Genomic DNA, 22638 nt, shown 5'->3' on the forward strand with positions numbered 1-22638 from the left:
GAATGAAAAACATTTTTAACTTTTTAGCAGATCCCAAAAAACGTTACTGCATTCGGAAATTAAGTGTTGGTGTGTGTTCAATCCTTATTGGGATGAGCCTGTTTGGAGCTCAAGAGGTAGAGGCAAGACAAAAACCCTCGTCAACAGAAATAGAAGCAACAAGCTTAGTCAGTCAAAGAGAAAATAAGGAACCCTTAGGAGAGTCTTTAGCCAATCAAGGACAAAATAGTCAGTCTGTGTCACATGAGGCAAGTCCTTCAAGTGAGCTTAAGGCTAATTTAGTAGCTAATGACCAAGCTAAGTCTGTTACTGATGGAGATGAGGAGGCAGAAACAGTAGTTAAAAATATTCTCAAAGGAAAAAGACCAACCACAAACAGTGATAGTCTGATTGAATCAAATTCCTCAACCGGCCCTGATTTAGCCATTCAAAATCCTAGTAAGGCTACAGATGGTGTAAAAGAAACTGGTATAGATGATAAAACTAACACTAAAATCATAGCAGGAAAGGAGACTGGAGGGGAAGATAATGGTTATGCAAGCTGGAAACCAGTTTATCTTCAATATGATTTTGGTAAGGAAGTTGAGGTAAATAGCCTTAATATTTATAGAAATAGTTATAAGAATGCTTTATCAACTTTTAAAAAAGTTAAGATAGAACTTTCAACAGACAAAGAGTTTAAGCCAGAAGCTGCAAAACTTATTTTTCCAGAAGCAGATATTGAAGAAAAAAGTGATACTAAGGGAAAGCCTCAAATCATAGAGTTAGAACAAGCTATAAAAGCTCAATATATAAGAATCTGGGGACAAGGCCACTATATTCAAAATACGAATAGTAACTGGAAGGGCTACAGTAATGGACTCTTATTCAACGAGATAGAGGTCATGGCAAGACTTCCTAAGGGAAAAACTGACCAAGATCCTGAAAAATTAGTTAATCTTGCCCAGTTAAAAGCTCCTTATGTTTATGGGCAAATTCCTAGCCATTTAAACTACATTAATGATGGGAAGTTTGATGACAATTATGCAATCAATAAGAGTCTTGGAAAGGATAGTTTTATCCAATATGAATTTAAAAATGCCTACACCTTGAAATCTATACGTTTGAAAGTCAAACCAGGTAGCTACAGTCAATTCCGAGTAGATGTGGATGATGATGCAGATCCCAAAAAATCCTCAAAGACTCTCTATAATAAGCACAATCTTAAGGTTAATCAAGATGAGATAATCACCATTCCTCTTGAAGAAGGCATTGAAACACAATATGTACGATTTACAGCAGTAAGGGCTGATGGAGCTCCGACTGCCTACTCTGAAATTGAAATTCTTGGCTATGGTGACAGTTATGATGAAGCAGGTCCCACTTATTCTGACAGATCAAGCAAGTACAATACTCTTGTTTGGTCAGATGAGTTCAATGGAGAGCAAGTTGATCAGTCTAAATGGAATATCATTGATGGCATGGTTAACCATGCAGCTATTTACAACAAAAAAGCCGTCTCTATTAAGAAAGAAGGAGATGAGAGTTACCTTGCTATTAATAGTAAGAATTATGGAAGTAGTCAAGCCTTAGTTGATGCTGTCGGGCGTGATGCTTATTCTAATGATAAGCTAGATAAGAAGGTGACATGGTCATCTGGTCGTATTGAGGCAAAGGACAAGTATTCTTTCCAAAATGGTCGCGTTCTTGTTCGGGCCAAGGTTAATGACTCTCAAGGAATCTGGCCAGCCATATGGATGCTTGCTCAAGATGAGACAGGTCATGATGAAATTGATATTATGGAGTATCTTGGTCAAAATCCTTGGGACATTTGGACAACAAACCATTATGGAATCTTAGATAAAAATAAGGCTTCGCATGGTCAAGCTAATAAAAATTATGAGGCTTGGAGTCAGGCCTTCCACATTTTTGAAGTAGAATGGTCACCTGAAAAGATTACGTGGTTTATTGATGGTAAGCAGGTCTTTGAAACTAATCGTGGTAAAGATACACTTGATGCTATGCATAATCGACCAATGTTTCCTATTTTAGAAACCCAGGTTGGTGATGGTTGGGTAGGACCTGTTGATTATAGTAAAAATGTAACGAAACAAGACAGTGACTATCTGGTTGACTGGATAAGAATTTACCAGGAAGAGAACCATAAAAAGGTATCCTTTGATAACCTAGATCATACAGCAGATGATGGCTACCACCTAAATCCTATTAAGCAAGTTGGCAAGTTGACTTTTGTCTCAGATGGTAAAGAAGCCTACCAAGATAAGAATAACTTTTACTATGGTGGCCAACCTCGCTATGAAAAGAGTAGACTCTATAGTAGTGATAATAGTCAAGAAAATGCATTGATTTATAAGATTGATCAGCCACAAAGTATCCATCTTACGACTTATTATAAAACCTTAGAAGACGCTAAGAGCTACTCAAATGCAGCAGCAGCCTATAAAGGGCAATCGATTCGTGCTCACCTTGTAGGACAAGCAATTGATTTTGAAGTTTATAGTTCTGTAGATGGGGAAAACTGGCGTAAAGAAAATGTAAAAGTTCTTGATAATTTTGTTGAAGCAAGTCCAGCTTATGCAAGAACTAGTTTTGATGTTAATCAATTGAGTCATGATAGCCGTTATGTTAAAGTAGTCTTTCCTAATCTTAAGGATAAAACTTACAAAAATCTCAAAGGCCAAATAAAACCTATTGACAATTGGGATGTTCAGTTAGCTAAGGTAACTTTTACCCGTTAAATATTAGGATTTGTAAGACTTTGGTCAACTCTAGAAGAAAAATCTGGGTAGTCATAAGTAATTTTAAAGGCAACGGTCAATAAAAATAATCATTTTTAGAAAACGCTTTATCCTGACCAAGCACTAGAATTATTTATTAAATTGTGCTAAAATGAACAATGTAAAGAGGGATTAACCCTGAAAAATTAGAGGAGGCCTAACAAATGGCAATCGTTTCAGCAGAAAAATTTGTACAAGCAGCTCGTGAAAATGGATATGCAGTTGGTGGATTTAACACTAACAACTTAGAATGGACACAAGCAATTTTGCGTGCAGCAGAAGCTAAGAAAGCTCCAGTTCTAATCCAAACATCAATGGGTGCTGCAAAATACATGGGTGGTTATAAAGTATGTCAATCACTAATTTCTAACCTTGTAGAATCAATGGGTATTACAGTTCCTGTAGCTATTCACCTTGACCACGGTCATTATGAAGATGCTTTAGAATGTATCGAAGTTGGCTATACTTCAATCATGTTTGATGGATCACACTTACCAGTTGAAGAAAACCTTGCAAAAACAGCTGAAGTTGTTAAATTAGCTCATGCTAAGGGTGTTTCTGTTGAAGCTGAAGTTGGTACAATCGGTGGTGAAGAAGATGGTATCGTTGGTAAAGGTGAACTTGCACCAATCGAAGATGCGAAAGCAATGGTTGCTACTGGAATTGATTTCTTAGCAGCTGGTATCGGTAACATCCACGGTCCATACCCAGCAAACTGGGAAGGGCTTGACCTTGCTCACTTAGAAAAATTAGCTGAAGCTGTACCAGGATTCCCAATCGTGTTGCACGGTGGATCAGGTATTCCTGATGATCAAATTCAAGCAGCTATCAAACTTGGTGTTGCTAAAGTTAATGTTAACACTGAAAGCCAAATTGCCTTCTCTAATGCAACTCGTGAATTTGCACGTAACTATGATGCAAATGAAGCTGAATACGATGGTAAAAAATTATTTGACCCACGTAAGTTTTTAGCTCCAGGTATCAAAGCTGTTCAAGGTGCTGTTGAAGAACGTATCGACGTCTTCGGATCAGCGCATAAAGCATAATAAACAAAATTTATTTACTAGATTCGCCCTGGGCGGATCTTTTTTTGCTTTCTAAACTTTTCAAATAAATTATAAGTCTCTGCGAAACAATCTGTGATTATTAAGGGGATTTTCCCATCAAATGCTCAATATCTTCGAGTATGAGTAAATGAATGTCTTCGTTACTTTATTTGGGACTTATAATTTCATCTGGTTCGAAGGATTTATTACTAATAAGTATTACTTTTAAGGATCAAACCAATAAATTATTTATTTACAAAATAATGGATGTATAATATTAATGAAAACATACTAATTAGTATAAAAATACATTTTATTAACTTGCTAATCGCAGCGAAGGCTTTTATAGCTTGCTTTTTTATTCTTTTAAAGGGGTAAAATGGTAATATCAGAAAATACCTCTACTTAGTAATAGTTCTTTTATTCTAATTTATATAAACAGCTATTTAATAAGGTTTCTGTTCCTTTTTAGATATCACATCCTAATATTAATCTCATTTAATTTCTTTTGGATTTCTTTAAATACACTTATTGACTTTTTATTATTCATAAGTTAATATAAATATTCACGTGAGCAATAATATTTTTAAGGCGGTATATTTATGAATAAAAAATGGTATTTTTCCTTGCTTTTTTGTTTTTTTGCAAGTTTCTGTTTCTTAAATGGGCACACAGTATCGGCTATAGTGATGGGCCCAGAAGAAAATAATGAAACCATTAATATGTTTTCTGAAGAGCCAAGTGGTCGATATGCAATTATTAACGTGAAAGCGAATATCATAGATACAAATCAAACTTTTGAAGTTCCATTTAGTCACTTTAGTCTGCATAAGGATACTTTTAGGAAATCAGAGATAGTGGATACTCTCCAAAATAAATTAGATGAAACTTGTAATGGAGAAAATGAAAAACTTATTGTAACTAATGTAGATGGCTTAGTATTAGCTAATAGGGACCACACTAAGGCTTTTTCTTTAAAAGATTATTCTAGAGATCAGGAAATATCTATCGGTCAGGATTTTAGTCAGGATAAGCTTACGGAACCTGATAGAGTATATACTGTAACAGGTACTATTAGTGTCAACCAAGAAAAATATGAGATTACTGATCCTGCCAATTATGTAAATGTCATCTATTCAGCTGAGATTGATTACCAAGATGCTTCAGGGAATTCTGAGGCAATTACAAATAGCCAAGGAAGTAATCGTCGTTTTGTAAAAACTTTTGCAATTAACGACACCATAACTTCAGACACCTTATTTGCTTTAGCCAATACAACTTTAAATGAGGCTGGGAAACAAGATAATAGTTATGATCCATGGGTGCTTGTTAAGAGAATGCAAACTAAGGTAACTAGAGATGCTTTTAATACTTCCAGAACAACAAAAGATATTCTTTTTTTGGCAGAAGAAAATGATTCGAAAACCTTTAATCATGTAATCAGTCCAAGACAGAAAGCTAAAGCTCAATATGATTATTCTATTAAAGAAGAGGTTGAAAGACCTAATACGGACGAAATTCATGAAAAATATGTTGCAGTTCGCCAGAGTAATTATAAAAAATGGCTGTCTAGTCAACATGATCTATATAATACACGAGCTACTAATATGACAATCTATTATTATGATGGGGATAAGTTAGTAGCTGTAAATAAATTTGATAAGAATAAAGGATTAGGTAGTATAGTTGAAGCTAAGGATGGTAGTACTTATCAAGTGATATCTTCCATTGTTATAGCAGATAAAATTCATGCCAATGTTATCTCAAAAGATAAGTACGACACTATGACTAAAAATCAAATTGAGAAATTAGAATCTACAGCAATTATGCAAAATTAAAGGTATCATTATATGATAAAAACAACTTTTTCGTTAGAAAAAGTTGTTTTTGTATTGACTTATTACGATTGCTTATCAGAAATCGCAAGGCTTCTTAAAAAGCATAGTGTAACTTATAGCACTATAAGAAAGAAGAAGTTTACTCTTATCATAGAAAGCGCTATCATGTTTTAGAAAGGAAGGATAGACAGATGAAAATTAGTGAATTAAATTTTACTGAACTTGTTTCAACTTATGGGGATAATTTCCCAATGTATCAAATTCTAGATGAAGAAGGTCAGGTTGTTGACCAAGCTGCTATTTCCGAATTAAGTGATGAGGAGTTAGTCGAATTAATGGAGGTAATTACTTGGGGAAGAGCAATTGATGAGCGAGTTATCTTGCTTAACCGTCAAGGCGCCTTGAGTAACTATGCTCCCGGAGGTGGTCAAGAAGCCAGTCAATATGGTTCAGTGCTAGCACTTGACAAAAAGGATGTTTTTGCACCAACTTATCGGGATGTTTTTGCTGGAGTAAAATTTGGCATGAAATTATCACAGGCGTTTTTATGGTACAAAGGACATTATATTGCTAATCAGTATGGTGATGACTTAAGTATGTATTCTCCAAACGTTATTGTGGGAGGAACCACCATCCAAGCTTTAGGGAATGGCATAGCTAAACGCATGAAGGGTGAGAAACAGGTAGCCTTGTCCTTGTGTGGAGATTCAGCAACTTCTCAGGGTGATTTTTATGAGGCCTTGAATTTTGCGGGGGTCTTTAAGGCTAATTTGATTGCAGTTGTCCAAAATAATGGTTACGGTATCTCTGTGCCAACTGCTCGTCAAACAAAAGCTAGCACCCTAGCACAAAAAGCCGTTGCTGCGGGAATTCCTGCTGTCCGTATTGATGGTATGGATCCTGTTGCTGTCTACTACACTGTTAAAAAAGCTCGCGAATATGCAATTGAAAATGGTCCAGTACTTATTGAAAATATGACCTATCGTTTTGGTCCCCATACCATGTCAGATGATCCAAAACGTTATCGTGATGATGAAGAAGTAGATATCTGGCGTAAAAAAGATCCCCTTCTTCGACTTGGTAAATACTTAAGCGAAAAAGGTTTATGGGATCAAGAAAAGGCAGATGCCATTTATGAAGAAGTAAAAACACAGGCTAAGGAAGCTTTGGCAGAAATGGCAAAAGCAGAGCCACAAAAGGTTTCTGAATTCTTGAACTTTATGTTTAAAGATCAGCCTCAAAATATTAGGGAACAGACTGTTTATTACAATGAAAAGGAGGAAAACTAATATGCCAGTTCTTACATTAGCTCAAGCTGTTTCAGATGGCTTGAATGAAGCCATGAGAAAACATAACAATGCTTTGATATTTGGTGAAGATGTTGGTAAAAATGGAGGAGTTTTCCGTATCACAGCAGGTATGCAAGAAGAGTTTGGTGACAATCGCGTTTTTGATACTCCTCTAGCAGAATCAGGGATTCTCCAAATGTCCGTTGGTTTAGCCCAAGAAGGTTTTCTGCCAATTCCAGAAATTCAATTTTCAGGTTTTATTGTGGAAGCAATGGATGCTTTAATCGTCCAAATTCCTCGTCAACGCTATCGTTCAGGTGGGACTCGGAATGCTCAAATTACTATTCGTGCTCCTTATGGTGGGGGTGTTCACACACCGGAACTGCATTCTGACAGTTTGGAAGGCATGTTTGCCCAAATCCCTGGTTTAAGGGTAGTTATTCCTTCATCTGCCTACGATGCAAAAGGCTTGATGATTTCTGCCATTGAATCAGAAGACCCTGTCTTTTTCTTAGAACATCTTCGCCTTTATCGTACGGTTAAGGATGAGGTTCCAGAAGGCTACTATACAGTTCCTCTTGATAAGGCAAATATTGTTCGTGAAGGTACTGATGTGACTGTGATAGGTTATGGTTTGATGGTTCAATTGGCCTTGCAAGCAGCAGATATCTTAGAAAAAGAAGGAATCAGTGCAGAAGTTGTTGATTTGCGCACTATTTCACCAGTTGATTATGAAACGATTGAAGCCTCTGTAGCCAAAACACATAGAGCCCTTGTTTTACAAGAAGCTCAACGTCAAGCAGGTACAGCAGGACAAATCATGTCAGAAATTGCTGAGCGTAATTTTATGGACCTAGATGCCCCTCTTATGCGCGTGACAGCACCAGATACCATTTTCCCATTTGGAATGGCCGAAGAGGCCTGGATGCCAAGTGTTGATGATATTGTTGCAAAAGCAAAAGAAGCTGTAGAATTTTAGAGAGGAGACAGAATGTATCAATATATCTTACCTGATTCCGGCGAAGGAACCCATGAAAGTGTCATCATGTCGTGGGCAGCCAATGTTGGTGAAAAAGTTCTTGAAGATGAAACTCTTTTAGAAATTGAAAGTGATAAGGCAGTTGTTGAACTTCCTAGTCCAATAACAGGTTATCTAGCTAAAATTTATGTGGAAGCAGGTGACACTGGAATTGTTGGAGAACCCATTGCTGATATTGTGGAAACACAAGAAGAGTTACAGGCTTACCAATCTGGCAATAGCCCTCAAGCATCATCTCTTGCTGACTCAGAAAAACAAGCAGAAAGTAAGGATGAACCTAAAGATGAAAATAAAGAAGAGCCCTCACAGGCAATAGCAAGCTCTGGTCAAGCAATCCATGATCAATCTGTAGATGTACGCCAGTTAGCAGTACCACGTGTACGGCGCTATGCACGCTCAAAAGAAGTTGACCTGCACTTGGTCCAAGGAAGTGGAAATCATGGCAAAATTACAATAGAAGACATTGATGCCTTCCTCAAAAATGGCGGAGCTACTAAGCTAACAATTGAAGAACCAATGGATGCGACAGTAGCCCAAAGCAAAGAAAGCATACCAGAACAAGCTGAAGCTTCTTCAAACCAAGAAAAAGCTAAACCAGCAGTTGCTAGTTCAGAAGAATTCTCAGAAGTCATTGAAAAAATTCCAGCAATTAGACGAACCATTGCAGACGCCATGGCTAAAAGTAGCAGTGAAGTGGCCCAAGTTACTGTCTTTGACCAGGCAGAAGTAGATGCCTTGGTTGATCACCGGAACAAGATGAAAGTGATTGCTGCTGAAAGAGATATCAAGTTAACCTTCACACCCTATTTGGTTAAGGCTCTTGTAGCTGTTTTGAAACGTTTCCCAGAATTAAATGTTTCCCTTGATATGGCTAAAAATGAAATCAGCCATCACCAATATTATAATATTGGGGTTGCAACAGACACACCAAGAGGCTTGATGGTTCCTATGATTCGAAATGCTGAACGTAAGAGTCTATTTGATATCGCCAAAGAAATTTCAGAAATAGCAGAAAAAGCGCGTGATGGTAAAATAGCCGCTTCTGATATGGGTAAAGGATCTATTTCAGTAACTAATGTTGGAGCGGCAGCAACAGCTGGAGTATGGTCAACACCAATTATTAACTTACCAGAAATTGCCATCCTAAACGTTGGTCGTATTGATAAAGTATTTGTACCTGATCAAGAAGGTAACCCAGTATTGAAAAATATGATGAAGATTTCCTTTGCCTTTGATCACAGAGCCATTGATGGGGTCTATGTTCAAAAAGCAATCAACCTTCTTAAGGCCTATCTCAGTGATCCAGATTTATTATTAGCAGAGGGGTGATATAGATGGTTGTTGGTGGATTTACAAATAAAGTTGATACTATTGTAGTAGGTTCAGGTCCTGGTGGCTATGTAGCTGCTATACGAGCTGCTCAATTAGGACAAAAAGTCGTAATTATTGAAAAAGGTCCAATTGGAGGTGTGTGTTTAAATGTAGGATGCATTCCTTCAAAAGCACTGATCCACATTGGACATGAATATGCAAAGACTAAAATAAGTTCTGCCTTTGGCTTGACTTTTGGTGATAGTCAGCTAGATTTCACCCAAGCACAAGCCTGGAAAGAAAAAGAAGTTGTCTCAAAACTAACCACAGGCATTGAAGCCCTGCTTAAGAAAAATAAGGTTACCATTGTCAAAGGAGAAGCCCACTTTGTATCATCAGATACCCTTTATGTAACACCTGAGGATGGTTTGGGGGAAGGCTACCGCTTTAAAAATGCTATTTTAGCTATTGGAAGTCGCCCTATTGAATTAAAAGCTTTTGCCTTCAATGAAGACATTCTTGATTCTACAGGACTTTTAAACCTTAAAGAAGTCCCCAAAGAATTAGCTATCATTGGAGGTGGCTATATTGGTATGGAACTAGCCATGGCTTATGCCAACTTAGGTAGCCATGTCACCATTTTAGAAGGAATGGATCGTGTCCTAAGTGGCTTTGAAAAGGACTTGGTTAAACCAGTTTTAGCTGAAGCTGATAAGCTAAAGATGACAATCCTTACAAATGCTAGAGCCTCTCATTATGAAAAAGCAGAAGATGGCCTTCATCTCTTCTATCAAAATGGTGATAAGGAAGAAGAAATTGTAGCTGATAAAATTGCAGTTTTGGTTGGCCGTCGTCCAAACACAGACAATATCTCAATTGAACTTTCTGGAATTGATACAGATGACAAAGGCTTGATTCCTGTCAACGAAAAAATGCAGACCAAGCAAAAACATATTTATGCTATTGGTGATATTACAAAAGGTCCAGCTCTAGCTCATAAGGCCTCTTATGAAGCAAAGGTTGCTGCGGAAGCTATTTCTCAAGTTGAAGGAGTAGCAGCTGATTACTTAGTTATTCCCACAGTTGCCTATACTCAACCTGAGATTGCAACAGTTGGTTTAACAAAAGAAGCTGCCAAAGAAAAAGGTATTGATAGCAAGATTGCTAGCTTCAGGTTTGCAAGTAATGGACGAGCCCTTTCTATGGATAGTCCAGAAGGCTTCGTGCGTCTAGTTGCAGATAAAAAAGATAATCGTCTTATCGGAGCTCAACTTGTTGGCCCTGGTGCTAGTGAGTTAATAGCAGAAATCACTTTAGCCATTGAAAATGTCATGACAGCAGAGGATATCACTTTGACAATCCACAATCACCCAAGCCTTTCAGAGACAATTATGGATGCAAGTGAAATATTACTAGGACAAGGAATTCATCAATAGAGGTTGAAATATGGAAAATAAAATGACAGCAAAAGCATTTGCAATGAATGTTTTAAATGGGATTGCCACAGGAGCTGTAGTTGTGCTAATCCCCGGAGCTCTGCTTTCTGAATTGGTAAAAACCTTAGTCCCTAGCATGCCCTTTTTAGCTCCCTTAGTCTGGGGGTTAGGAATGTCCAACTCTGTAATGGGCTTGGTCTGTGGCTTTATGGTTGGTTTGAATTTTAAATTTAATCCGATTCAGGCAGCCTCACTTGGTTTAGCTACCCTCTTTGGCTCAGGAGCAATTTCTGCAAAGGGAGGTGCCATTATAATGGCTGGAACTGGTGACATCATTAATATGATGCTCACAGCTGCCATTGGAGCTTTAATTATATTATGGGTAGGGAATGGTCTAAAGGCCTATACCATTTTAGTTATTCCACCTTTAATGATGTTAGTAACAGGATTAATTGGACGTTTTACCTTACCTTATGTCTCAATGATTACTAAGGTTATTGGCGTTGGAGTTGCTCAGTTATTGTATTTACAACCTATCATTATGTGTATCTTACTTGCAGTGGTATTTGGTATCTTAATTGTCTCTCCTATTACCACAGTAGGAATTGCTCTGGCTATTTCCCTTTCAGGTGTAGGTTCAGGAGCTGCTAACCTAGGTATTTGTGCAACAGGATTTGGCTTTGCAATTCTAGGCTGGTCTGTTAACTCCCATGGTACTGCACTGGCTCATTTTATAGGATCACCAAAGATATCAATGCCAGTCGTGGTAAAAAATCCTAAAACCCTCCTACCCTTAATATCATCAGCTGCTCTTTGTGGAATCCTAGCTGAAATCTTTCATATTCAAGGAACTCCAATGAGTGCAGGCTTTGGTTTTAGTGGACTGGTAGGACCTATTAACCACCTCAATCTTGTTAGTGGAGGATGGAGCATTGGTAATATCTTAGTAACCCTCTTAATATTTGTACTTGCTCCAGTAGCCTTTGGCTTTTTATTCAAACATGTCTTTATGAATATTCTTCATGTAGTCACACCTGAAGATTATAAATTAGATATTTAAGTAAGTGTCTTGGGGTGCTCACTTCTTTTACGATAGGTATAAGATGACACCTCTCTTTTTAATTAGGAGAAAAAATGTCAGTATTAATCGATAAATTATTAGCAGTTAAACCAGAAATAAAATCCCTAAAACAAGCAATGAAGCTAGTTGTTATTAAAGCAGCAGATGAGGAAGTTCTGACCTGTGTTGAAAAAGCAGTTGCAGAGCAGGGACTTTTTGCTTATTTAATTGATGATAGGTCAAAATTAGAAGAAAAATTAAAACATTTTACTATTGATACTAACTCTTATCACATTATAGACATAAAAGATGATCAAGAAGCAGCTTTTAAGGCTGTTGAATTAGTACGCCAGCAAAAAGGAGATGCCATTTTAAAAGGGCATATTTCCACTGGCAAAGTCTTAAAGGAAGTTGTCAATAAAGAAACAGGTATTCCTAAAGCTAAGACCCTGTCACATGTTGCTTTATTAACAATGCCAAGCTTAGATAAACTTATAGCTATTACAGATGGTGGTTTAGTATTGCAACCAGATAAAGACACAGCAAAGGTAGTCATTGAAAATGCTGTGGAGGTTATGAAGGCAGTAAAGATAGAAAAACCTAAGGTTTCCCTCCTATCTGCGGCAGAAAACCTCATTCCAAAACTCCCTTCATCAGTAATGGAAGCAGACTTGGTGACAGACTATAAAGATCAAGATGATTTTGTTGTGGAAGGTCCCTTGTCTATAGACCTGTCTTTATCACCTGAAAGTGCCCGAGAAAAAGAATATTCAGGCCGTATCCAAGGAGATGCAGATATTCTTTTTGCCCCTGACATTGTAACTGGGAATGTCGCTTCAAAATCCTTGACCTTATTTGGGGGTTCTGAAATGGCTGGGCTGATTATGGGAGCAAGTGTGCCTGTAATTATCACATCAAGAAGTTCCAGCTTTGAAGAAAAGTATGCTTCTATACTTCTTTCTCAGATAATTATGACAAAAAAAGCTAACTAAAAAGGAGATAGAATGACTACTATTATCGTTGTTAATCCAGGAGCTACATCAACAAAAGTAGCTCAATATCAAGATGACAAAATGGTTTGGAAGGAAGAAATTACCTACACTCCAGAACAATTAGCTCCATTTACAAAAGTTTTCGACCAGTTTGATCTACGCCTTCAAGATATTCAAGATCTTCTAAAGAAACATGAAGTTGAAAAAATCGATCTTGCAGTTGGTCGCGGAGGTCTAATTGGACCTGTTAAGCCGGGAGCTATTTTGGTAAATGATGCCTTAATAAAACATCTGCAAGACCACCCCATTCTTGAACACCCTTCAAATCTGGGAGCTAAATTAGCCAAGGCATTAATGGATAAATTTGGTCAAGGTCAAGCCGCCTACATTTATGACCCTGTAACAGTTGATTCTATGAAACCAGTGTCTCGCTTAACAGGAATTAAAGGGATTGAAAGAACCTCAACAGGTCATCATCTTAATATGCGTGCTGTTGCTCGAAAGGCTGCTCAGGATCTGGGAAAAGCCTATGAAGATATTAACTTAGTTATTGTCCATGTTGGTGGTGGATCTACTGCTAGTGCCCATGAACATGGCCAAGTAATAGACTTTGTCTCTGATGATGAGATTATGTTTTCAGCTGAGAGATCAGGGGGTATGCCTGTAAAATCAATGCTTAAGGTCATTAAAGAAATAGGAGTCGATAACTTTAATCAATTGGCACGCAAAAAAGCTGGCCTACAATCACATTGTCAGACAGCTGATCTACGAGATGTTGAAAAAAGAATTAGCCAAGGAGACCAAGAAGCAGCTCTGGTTTTTGATGCTCTAGCCCTTGGGATTGCCAAAACCATAGCTACCTTAGCAGTTAGCATTGACGGACCAGTTGATTTGGTCTGTCTAACAGGTGGTATGGCTTACTCTGAAAAACTTTGTCAGGCAGTCGCAGCAAGAACCAGCTTTATTGGACCTTTTAAAGCCTATCCAGGAGAATTTGAACTAGAAGCCTTGGCCCTTGGAGGCTTGCGAGTTATAAAAGGTCAAGAAAGTTATCAAGAACTTGATTTTCCAATGGACATTAATTCTTAATAGCCTCAATAAATTGATTAACTACAAGAGAATTACGTGCCATATTTTTTCGATAAGCTAAGCCTTGTTTATATAAATTATTGAGATCATGTAAGGGGACCCAAGTTAAATTAGTAACAGGACTCACTTCCTCAAGCTCCCTTGGCAAGATAGTAAGAGCATCTAACTTTTCCAAACTGTGCAGTAAGATTTCAAAATCATTATGGGTTAGAATAACCTGATTGGACATTCCTAGCTCTCGGCAACGTTTTTTGGTAAATTCTCCCAAGGCAAAATGATCACTGAGACTTGCTATGTTATAGCCTTTCAAGTCTTTAAAGGTCACACTTTCTTTTACTGCTAAGGGATGATTTTTAGGTACCACTAGGCAGGCCGAATAAGAAGAGTGATTAATAGCAACTGGATCAATAATAATATCGTGCTCTACTTGAGGAAAAGATAAAATGCCAATGTCAATCTTTTCTTGCACCAAAAGATGTTGTAGCTGCATAGACCCCTCTTGAATAATTCGTAACTCAACTTTAGGATATTTTCTAATAAATCGAGAAATTTGATCCATATACTGTAACATAGTCAGAAAAGTTACACCTATTGTAATGGTTTGTTTAAGTTCTTCATTTTGATTTTGAAGATCAAAAACAAGTTGGTTGAAGGCTTTGACAATTGGTTCCCCTCTTTCAAGCAAGGTTTGACCACTTTGGGTCAAATGAAGTCTATGGTTGCTATAGATAAAGAGCTGGCAGTTTAGCTCCTCTTCCATTTTTGAGATGGACTGTTTAAGTGCTGGTTGAGAAACAAAGAGGCTCTTTGAAGCATGGGAATAATTTTGGGTTTTTGCTATGGTTAAAAAATATGATAATTGTCTAATATCCATAATAAACGTCTTTCTAGAGCTATTTAAAGCCAAAAATAAAATCCATAGAGCTAGATAGTCAGTGGATACAGGAATGAAGGGAGTCTGAGATGAACAAGGAAAAATTATCTCAACTATTTACCAGTTTTATTGCTAAAAATCAGTTGCCACGAGCTATTGTTACTATACAAAGTGGAGACAAAGAAGAAAATCTTCAGTTACAGCATGGCGAGATAGACAGCCAAAGCCCTTTTCTGCTTGCCAGTGTCACCAAGCTTTGGACAACGACGCTTATTTTTCAGCTAATTGATCAGAGGAAACTAAGTTATAATGATATTGTAACCGATTTCATCGAAAAAGAAAAGGTCCTAGGACTCCATCATATTTCTGGTCAAGATCAAACAGCCTTTATTACAGTAAAAGATTTACTCTTTCAAAGAAGCGGCTTACCCAATGTCTTTTATGAAGAGCCAGTTGCTCTTAGAAAAAGAATTGCACAAGAAGACTTTGCCTATGATCTTGAAGAAATGCTTGCATGGGTTAAAAAAATTGATGCACACTTTGTTCCAGGAAGTGATCAAGCCTATTATGCAGACATTAACTTTATTCTCTTAGGATTAATTATTGAAAAAATATATAGGCAATCATTTGATGATTGTGTCGATAGATACATCATGGAACCTTTAAAACTTAATCATAGCTTTGTTCCAGGAAGTGAGTTTGCCTTGATTCCACCCTTATACACAGGAAAATCCTACCTTCAACGTCCCAAACTTATTGCCAGTGGCCAGGCAGCAGGAGGTGGTGTATCAACAGCTGCTGATTTAATGGTTTTTATTAGGGCATTTATTGAAGGCAAACTCTTTAATTCAGTTCATTGGCAAGAGATGAAAGACTACAGACCATTGCAAGGTGACTACGCCCCAGTTGAATATGGGGGAGGACACATGAAAATAGCAATGGGACAATTTGAGGAGTCTGAACGCTTGAGTTTCATTGGACACTCAGGTATATCAGGAGCTTTTGCTTTTTACTGTCCCCAATTGGATATCTATTTAACAGGTACTACAGATAATGCTGGAAAATCAGAGCTCTGTATTCAGTTAATCTATCTTTTGCTTTTTGAATTGGAAAAAGAATATAAACAGAGAAACTAGATGGGAGTAAGACATGACTGAAAAAGAATTCCAAGATTTGCAAGATCTATTCTTTGAAGCTGGTTACTTAGTGGGCAAAACAAACCAAAGAGATATTATGTTTAAATATACTGTTCCTATTGATGTACAAAGAGTCATGTCATTTACTGTGATGAATCCTCAGAGTGAGCAAAATAAAGTAGGAATTGTTAATCCAAGTGGTGTAGCCTATACTTATGAATTTAGAAATAGCATCGAAGACTGTATTCAAGAAGTTTTATATGATGGAAGTCTAAAAGACCTATTTAGGGCATTAAAAGAGAACTTATAGGTAACTTTTCTAAAATGTTATGAATCTATTCAAAGAATTGAAAAATAAAATAAATATAAAAAGTCTTGCGCAACAATTAGGATTATGATAGAATATTTTAGTATGTGGTGCTAGCACATCAGTAAACATATTCTACCTAGGAGGAAGACAAAAAATGTCAAAAGTATGTTATTTTACAGGTCGTAAAACCGTATCTGGTAATAACCGTTCACATGCAATGAACCAAACTAAACGTACAGTTAAACCAAATCTTCAAAAAGTTACTATCTTAGTTGATGGAAAACCTAAAAAAGTTTGGGCATCTGCTCGTGCGCTTAAATCTGGTAAAGTAGAACGCGTATAATTAAAAAAAGCCCTAGGGCTTTTTTTCTTGCTTTTATAGGATTACTATTTTTTCAAAAAGTGCTTTTTTATCAAAGTCTAATCCCTTATAATTAAAACGACATAATGATTTATTGAAAGAAGAAAAGACTAGTAAACCCTAGATAAAACTAGGAGATTTAAGAATTATTGAGATATGGATTTTCCAGTGTTTAGCAAGAATACGTGACAAAAGATAGTGTAAATAGTATAATAAACTGATAAAAACTTTTTGAGGTAGTAAATATGACTGTAAAAATGAATACAAATGATGGTCTAATCGAACTATCTGACGACGTGATTGCAACTGTTGTCGGTGGTTCCGCAACGGAAATATTTGGCGTTGTTGGTATGGCTAGTAAGAGTGCTTTAAAGGACAATTTTCAATCACTACTTCGCAAGGAGAACTATTCTAAAGGCGTAGTTGTTCGATCAACAGATATGGGTATTTCTGTTGACGTTTATACTGTAATGAGTTATGGTGTAAAAATCAGTGAAGTTTCTAAAAATATCCAAGAACGTGTCAAATTTAACTTAGAAAGTCAGCTAGGAATTACAGCAGATATGGTTAACGTCTACGTACAAAATATTAAGGTTGTGGGAGAAAACTAGTGTCAAATATTACAACAAGCTTATTACAAGAAATGGTCCAAGCAGCAGCGACTCGACTTGGTAAACAAGCAGAATATGTCAATTCTTTAAATGTCTTTCCTGTTCCAGATGGAGATACAGGGACAAACATGGGAATGACAATGGATAATGGTGCCAAAGAAGTTGCTGACAAGCCAGCAAAAACAGTAGGTGAAGTTGGACAAATTTTATCTAAAGGTCTTTTGATGGGAGCACGTGGTAACTCTGGTGTCATTACATCGCAGATTTTCCGTGGTTTTGGTCAAAGTATTAAGGACAAAGTTGAGCTTGATGGAAAAGATTTGGCTCAAGCCTTCCAATCTGGTGTTGAAGTAGCCTATAAAGCAGTAATGAAACCCGTTGAAGGGACTATTCTAACAGTTTCTCGTGGAGCTGCTAGTGCAGCTTTGAAAAAAGCTGAATCAAGTAATGATGCCATAGAAGTTATGGAAGCAGCTTTGAAAGGTGCTAAAAAAGCTTTAGCTAAGACCCCAGACTTATTACCTGTTCTAAAAGAAGTTGGCGTAGTTGACTCTGGTGGTCAAGGTCTAGTCTTTATTTATGAAGGTTTCTTATCAGCTTTAAATGGTGATTATGTAGCTTCTGAGGACTTTAAAGCAACTCCTGCTAATATGTCTGAAATGATTAATGCAGAGCACCACAAGGCGGTTGTAGGCCATGTAGCTACTGAAGATATTACCTATGGTTACTGTACAGAAATCATGGTAGCACTAAGACAAGGTCCAACCTATGTAAAAGAATTCAACTATGAAGAGTTCCAGGGTTACCTAAGTAACTTAGGGGATTCCTTACTTGTAGTTAATGATGATGAAATTGTTAAAGTGCATGTTCATACAGAAGATCCTGGTTTAGTCATGCAAGAAGGCCTTAAATACGGTTCTTTAATTAAGATTAAAGTAGATAATATGCGTAATCAGCATGATGCACAGGTTGAAAGAACAAATCACCAAACTACTCCTAGAGCTGAAGCTAAAGACTTTGGTTTAATTGCTGTGGTTGCTGGAGAAGGCCTAGCTGATATCTTTAAAACCCAGGGTGTAGACTACATTATCTCTGGTGGACAAACAATGAATCCATCAACAGAAGATATTGTTAAAGCTATTCACGCTGTTAATGCTAAAAATGTTATTATTTTACCAAACAATAAAAATATTTTTATGGCTGCCCAAACAGCAGCAGAGGTTGTTGATATTCCAGCAGCTGTAGTAGAAACACGTACAGTTCCTCAAGGCTTCACCAGCTTATTATCATTTGATTCTTCTAAGAGTCTGGAAGATAATGTAGCTGCTATGACTGGTAGTTTATCAGATGTTACTAGCGGTAGTTTAACTCTAGCTGTTCGCGATACCACAATTGATGGACTTGAAATTCATGAAAATGACTACCTAGGAATGGTTGATGGCAAAATCCTAGTTTCAGATTCAAATGTTGAAGCAGCCTTAAAAGCTACTTTTGAACATATGATTGATGAAGATAAGGAAATTGTAAGTATTTTTGTAGGCCAAGATGGAAAACAAGAACTTGCTCAAGAGATGGTAGACTATTTAGAAGAAAAATATGAAGACATTGAAGTTGAAGTTCACCAAGGTGATCAACCTGTCTACCCTTATCTCATGAGTGTTGAATAAATTATAAAAGTAATGCTTTAGATTGAAGAAAGGTAAAAACTTTCCTCAATCTTTTTTAATGAGTTAATTACTTAAAATCCTTACAATTATTTTTACTATAGCTTTGACTTAAAATTACCTTAGAAGAATTGACAAAAGTGGGGAAAAGATTATAATTGTATCATAACAATAAGTCAAGAAATTTTCTAAAACGTAAAGCTTGACTAGTAAGTTTTTCTTACTATAAAGGAGAAATAGTATATGGTTTCATTATTTATTTTTATCATTGGACTTGTCCTTATCTTAACTGTAATTGCTAGTAGCTTATATGTGGTTAAACAGCAAACAGTAGCTATTATAGAGCGATTTGGCCGCTATCAAAAGACAGCAACTAGCGGTATTCATATCCGTCTACCATTTGGTATTGATAAAATAGCTGCGCGTGTTCAACTTCGCTTACTACAAACAGAGATTGTGGTGGAAACAAAAACTAAGGACAATGTCTTTGTAACCTTAAATATTGCCACTCAATACCGGGTTAATGAACAAAATGTTACTGATGCTTACTACAAATTGATGAGACCAGAATCTCAGATAAAATCTTATATTGAAGATGCCTTAAGATCATCAGTTCCTAAGTTAACCCTGGACGAGCTCTTTGAGAAAAAAGATGAAATTGCCTTGGAAGTGCAACATCAAGTAGCTGAAGAGATGTCAACCTATGGTTATATCATTGTTAAGACACTGATTACAAAAGTTGAACCTGATGCGGAAGTTAAACAATCAATGAATGAAATTAACGCCGCTCAACGTAAAAGAGTAGCAGCACAGGAACTTGCAGAAGCTGATAAGATTAAAATTGTGACAGCTGCATCAGCTGAAGCTGAAAAAGATCGCTTACATGGTGTGGGTATCGCCCAACAACGTAAAGCGATTGTTGATGGTTTAGCAGAGTCTATTCAAGAGTTAAAAGAAGCAAATATTAGTTTAAATGAAGAACAGATTATGTCGATTTTACTTACTAACCAATATCTAGATACCCTCAATACCTTTGCCCTAAATGGTAACCAGACCCTCTTTTTACCTAATACACCAAGTGGTGTTGATGACATTAGAACACAAGTATTATCTGCTTTAAAAACAAAATAAAACAAAAAAACCTAAGACGGAGGGATTTGTCTTAGGTTTTTTGTCTGACTTATATAGGAAGATAATGGTTATTTTTTACCATTTCTTTTATGCTCATGAATAATTTTTAGAGCACGTTTTTTTGTTTTGATATTTGGACTTTTCAGTCTACGATAAGCTGACGCCAAATCTGTTTTTTCGGCCATTCAAACCTCCTATGTAGAATTATTAACGTTAACAAAGCTAGTATAACACAAAATACTTAACCAGTAAAGTATTTTCAACTAAAAAATAAAAGAACCTAGGATTCTTTTATTTTAGGAAACGTTGTAAAAATTCTTTAGTACGATCTTGTTGAGGGTTTTCAAATAGTTGTTCTGGAGGACCTTGTTCAGCTATGACGCCCTTATCCATAAAGATTACACGGTTAGAAACATCACGTGCAAAATCCATTTCGTGGGTAACAATAATCATAGTAAGTCCTGACTTGGCTAAATCCTGCATAGTTTTTAAAACCTCACCAACCATTTCTGGGTCAAGGGCTGAGGTTGGCTCATCAAAAAGCATAGCTTCAGGATTTACAGATAGAGCTCTAGCAATAGCCACCCTTTGTTTTTGACCACCAGAGAGCTGTTTTGGCTTAGCCTTCCAGTACTGCTCAGTCATACCAACAGTATTTAAGTTTTCTTTAGCAATTTTTTCTGCTTCAGAATGGCTTCGCTTTAAAACAGTAGTTTGTGCTATAATGGCATTTTCTAAGACGTTTAAATTCTCAAAGAGATTAAAGGATTGAAATACCATTCCTAATTTCTCACGATAGTGAGTAAGGTTATATTTTTCAGCTAAAACATTTTTTCCATGGAAAAGAATTTCACCAGCTGTAGGCTCTTCTAGTAAGTTAATAGACCTTAGTAGAGTAGACTTCCCAGATCCTGATGATCCAATAATTGAAATAACTTCCCCTTTGTTAACAGAAAGCGAAATGTCTTTTAAGACCTGGTTGTTACCATATGATTTTTTTAAATGTTTAATTTCAATAATAGGGCTAGGCATTAGTAACCTCCTCTAGGGCTGCCTGATTAGAGGCACTTGTATAGGCGTCATCATCTAAACGACGCTCTACATAACGTAAAATACGGGTTACAGTAAACGTAAGAATGAAGTAGATGACAGCAATAACTGAAAATGTTTGGAAATATTGGTAATTCTGTGTAGCAACAGTATTTCCAGAGAAATAAAGTTCCACAACAGAAATGACATTCAAGACAGATGTATCTTTGATATTAATCACAAATTCATTTCCTGTAGCAGGTAGGATATTACGAATAACTTGTGGCAGCACAATCTTACGCATGGTTTGTCCATGTGAAAAACCAAGTGCTGTTGCAGCTTCAAATTGTCCCTTATCAACAGCAAAGATACCTCCACGAACAATCTCTGTCATATATGCCCCTGTATTAATAGAAACAATAAGGATGGCTGCTAGTGTTCGATCTACAGAAATACCAAAGGCTTGGGCAGTTCCGTAATAGATAACCATTGATTGTACAATCATAGGCGTTCCACGGAAAATTTCAATATAGATATTCAGGAAGTAACCGAATAATTTTTGTAAAATAGCCAAGGTCTTATTTTTGGATTTAGGGGCTGTTCGATAGATACCAATCAAAAGCCCGATAATGAGACCAACAAAGGTACCAATTGTTGAAATCAAGAGGGTCAAGCCTGTTCCTCGTAAAAATTGTTTCCAGTTTACTTTCAAGATATGCCACATTTGTTCAACAAAGGAAGCTTTTTCAGACTTTGCATCCTTTTTTTCCTTGGGTTGCTGGTCAACAGCTCTCTTCATTAACTGTGTGCGATCATTTTCTGATAAAGTAGTTAAAACTTGGTTGACTTGGTCAATTCGAGAATCATTTTTTTTCATACCAACAGCAATTCCAGCATCAGCTTCAGAGAAGTCAAAGCCTTTTACTAGCTTTATCATTTTAAATGAAGGATTGGCATTTTCAGCAGTCATAGCCTCTGGTTTTTCAGAAATGTAACCATCAATGACTCCTGAAGAAAGAGCTTGGCGCATTTGAGAGAAGTCACCCATAGGTATTTGGGCCTTTACTCCCTTAATCTGACTTATTAAGTTAACATGCCAAACACCTTGTTGGGCTGTAATTTTCGCTCCAGAAAAGTCGACTAAGGATTTGGCGTTAGCGTATTTGCCTTGAGAGTCAACAACTATGACAGGTTCGCTAAGGTAATAGGGATCTGAGAAGGCAATTTCTTTTCGACGTTGGTCAGTTGGACTCATGCCAGCTGCAATCATATCAATTTTGCCAGAGGTTAGGGCTGGGATTAATCCAGTCCAAGATGTCTTAACAACTAGAAGTTCTTTTCCTAGCGATTTAGCAACTTTCTTAGCAACTTGAACATCATAGCCATTGGCATACTGTCTTGTTCCCTCAATAGGTACAGCACCTTTAGACTTGTCAGATTGTGTCCAGTTAAATGGTGCATAGGCAGCTTCCATTCCGACACGCAGATATTGGTCTGCTTGAGCACCGCTTACTCCTCCAAAGAGCAATAAGAGGGCAAAGAAACAGCTAATGATTAGCTTTTTCATAATAGATTCCTCACTCTAAAATATTGTTGGTCTCTATTCTACAGTAAATGCTACTCTATTTCAATTATTAATTACTAA

20 protein-coding genes are annotated in these 22638 nt (G+C 36.9%); 16 read left to right on the forward strand and 4 right to left on the reverse strand.

Annotated elements, in window-relative coordinates; translation table 11 throughout:
* Positions 1-2: 2 nt before the first annotated feature.
* The 10 genes from A3GU_RS0108340 to buk all read left to right on the forward strand — a co-directional run bounded on the left by A3GU_RS0108340 (position 3) and on the right by buk (position 13877).
* Complete coding sequence (locus A3GU_RS0108340) at positions 3-2738, forward strand: family 16 glycosylhydrolase (RefSeq protein ID WP_018367077.1); 2736 nt, start codon at positions 3-5, stop codon at positions 2736-2738.
* A gap of 203 nt (positions 2739-2941) precedes the next feature.
* A complete protein-coding gene (locus tag A3GU_RS0108345) occupies positions 2942-3823 on the forward strand; it encodes a class II fructose-bisphosphate aldolase (protein WP_018367078.1) in 882 nt (293 codons plus the stop codon).
* A gap of 602 nt (positions 3824-4425) precedes the next feature.
* A complete protein-coding gene (locus tag A3GU_RS0108350) occupies positions 4426-5661 on the forward strand; it encodes a hypothetical protein (RefSeq protein ID WP_018367079.1) in 1236 nt (411 codons plus the stop codon).
* Positions 5662-5852: 191 nt separating this feature from the next.
* Positions 5853-6950, forward strand: coding sequence for a thiamine pyrophosphate-dependent dehydrogenase E1 component subunit alpha (locus A3GU_RS0108355; RefSeq protein WP_018367080.1), 1098 nt, complete (start codon positions 5853-5855; stop codon positions 6948-6950).
* A gap of 1 nt (position 6951) precedes the next feature.
* Entirely contained in the window at positions 6952-7929 is a 978-nt protein-coding gene (locus A3GU_RS0108360; RefSeq protein ID WP_018367081.1) for an alpha-ketoacid dehydrogenase subunit beta, read from the forward strand.
* Positions 7930-7941: 12 nt separating this feature from the next.
* Positions 7942-9318 carry a dihydrolipoamide acetyltransferase family protein gene (locus A3GU_RS0108365; protein WP_018367082.1) on the forward strand — a complete coding sequence of 459 codons (1377 nt, stop codon included), beginning with the start codon at positions 7942-7944 and terminating at the stop codon, positions 9316-9318.
* A 5-nt stretch (positions 9319-9323) separates the two neighbouring features.
* Positions 9324-10736 carry a dihydrolipoyl dehydrogenase gene (lpdA, locus tag A3GU_RS0108370; RefSeq protein WP_018367083.1) on the forward strand — a complete coding sequence of 471 codons (1413 nt, stop codon included), beginning with the start codon at positions 9324-9326 and terminating at the stop codon, positions 10734-10736.
* A 10-nt stretch (positions 10737-10746) separates the two neighbouring features.
* Complete coding sequence (locus A3GU_RS0108375; RefSeq protein ID WP_018367084.1) at positions 10747-11796, forward strand: PTS sugar transporter subunit IIC; 1050 nt, start codon at positions 10747-10749, stop codon at positions 11794-11796.
* A gap of 74 nt (positions 11797-11870) precedes the next feature.
* The gene (locus A3GU_RS0108380) at positions 11871-12788 is read left to right on the forward strand and encodes a phosphate acyltransferase (protein WP_018367085.1); all 918 of its coding nucleotides are present in this window, start codon (positions 11871-11873) and stop codon (positions 12786-12788) included.
* Positions 12789-12800: 12 nt separating this feature from the next.
* The gene (gene buk, locus A3GU_RS0108385) at positions 12801-13877 is read left to right on the forward strand and encodes a butyrate kinase (RefSeq protein WP_018367086.1); all 1077 of its coding nucleotides are present in this window, start codon (positions 12801-12803) and stop codon (positions 13875-13877) included.
* Here the strand turns inward: buk and A3GU_RS0108390 are convergent.
* Positions 13867-14751: a LysR family transcriptional regulator gene (locus A3GU_RS0108390; protein ID WP_018367087.1), complete on the reverse strand. Its 885-nt coding sequence runs from the start codon at positions 14749-14751 to the stop codon at positions 13867-13869. The two genes, buk and A3GU_RS0108390, sit on opposite strands and share 11 nt — an antisense overlap.
* 89 nt (positions 14752-14840) lie before the next feature.
* Here A3GU_RS0108390 and A3GU_RS0108395 point away from each other — a divergent pair, with 89 nt between their 5' ends.
* The 6 genes from A3GU_RS0108395 (at position 14841) to A3GU_RS0108420 (ending at position 19964) form a co-directional block, all read left to right on the forward strand.
* Entirely contained in the window at positions 14841-15887 is a 1047-nt protein-coding gene (locus tag A3GU_RS0108395) for a serine hydrolase domain-containing protein (protein WP_018367088.1), read from the forward strand.
* A 13-nt stretch (positions 15888-15900) separates the two neighbouring features.
* Positions 15901-16197, forward strand: coding sequence for a hypothetical protein (locus A3GU_RS0108400; protein WP_018367089.1), 297 nt, complete (start codon positions 15901-15903; stop codon positions 16195-16197).
* Between the two features lie 154 nt (positions 16198-16351).
* Positions 16352-16540 (forward strand): 50S ribosomal protein L28, encoded by a 189-nt coding sequence (gene rpmB / locus A3GU_RS0108405; protein WP_018367090.1) that lies wholly within the window; start codon positions 16352-16354, stop codon positions 16538-16540.
* Positions 16541-16803: 263 nt separating this feature from the next.
* Positions 16804-17169, forward strand: coding sequence for an Asp23/Gls24 family envelope stress response protein (locus tag A3GU_RS0108410; RefSeq protein WP_018367091.1), 366 nt, complete (start codon positions 16804-16806; stop codon positions 17167-17169).
* On the forward strand, positions 17169-18836 hold the full coding sequence (locus A3GU_RS0108415; RefSeq protein ID WP_018367092.1) for a DAK2 domain-containing protein: 1668 nt from the start codon (positions 17169-17171) through the stop codon (positions 18834-18836). Before A3GU_RS0108410 ends, A3GU_RS0108415 begins: the two co-directional genes overlap by 1 nt.
* A gap of 240 nt (positions 18837-19076) precedes the next feature.
* Entirely contained in the window at positions 19077-19964 is an 888-nt protein-coding gene (locus tag A3GU_RS0108420) for an SPFH domain-containing protein (protein WP_018367093.1), read from the forward strand.
* Between the two features lie 68 nt (positions 19965-20032).
* On the opposite strand, the gene A3GU_RS10270 is transcribed toward A3GU_RS0108420, so the two are convergent.
* From A3GU_RS10270 to A3GU_RS0108435, 3 genes are all read right to left on the reverse strand, one after another.
* Positions 20033-20149 (reverse strand): putative metal homeostasis protein, encoded by a 117-nt coding sequence (locus tag A3GU_RS10270; RefSeq protein ID WP_018367094.1) that lies wholly within the window; start codon positions 20147-20149, stop codon positions 20033-20035.
* Positions 20150-20255: 106 nt separating this feature from the next.
* Positions 20256-20996 (reverse strand): amino acid ABC transporter ATP-binding protein, encoded by a 741-nt coding sequence (locus A3GU_RS0108430; RefSeq protein WP_018367095.1) that lies wholly within the window; start codon positions 20994-20996, stop codon positions 20256-20258.
* Complete coding sequence (locus tag A3GU_RS0108435) at positions 20989-22560, reverse strand: ABC transporter substrate-binding protein/permease (protein WP_018367096.1); 1572 nt, start codon at positions 22558-22560, stop codon at positions 20989-20991. The genes A3GU_RS0108430 and A3GU_RS0108435 overlap by 8 nt, the downstream gene beginning before the upstream one ends.
* Positions 22561-22638 lie beyond the last annotated feature (78 nt).

The organism is Streptococcus didelphis DSM 15616 (assembly GCF_000380005.1).
Classification (GTDB): domain Bacteria; phylum Bacillota; class Bacilli; order Lactobacillales; family Streptococcaceae; genus Streptococcus; species Streptococcus didelphis.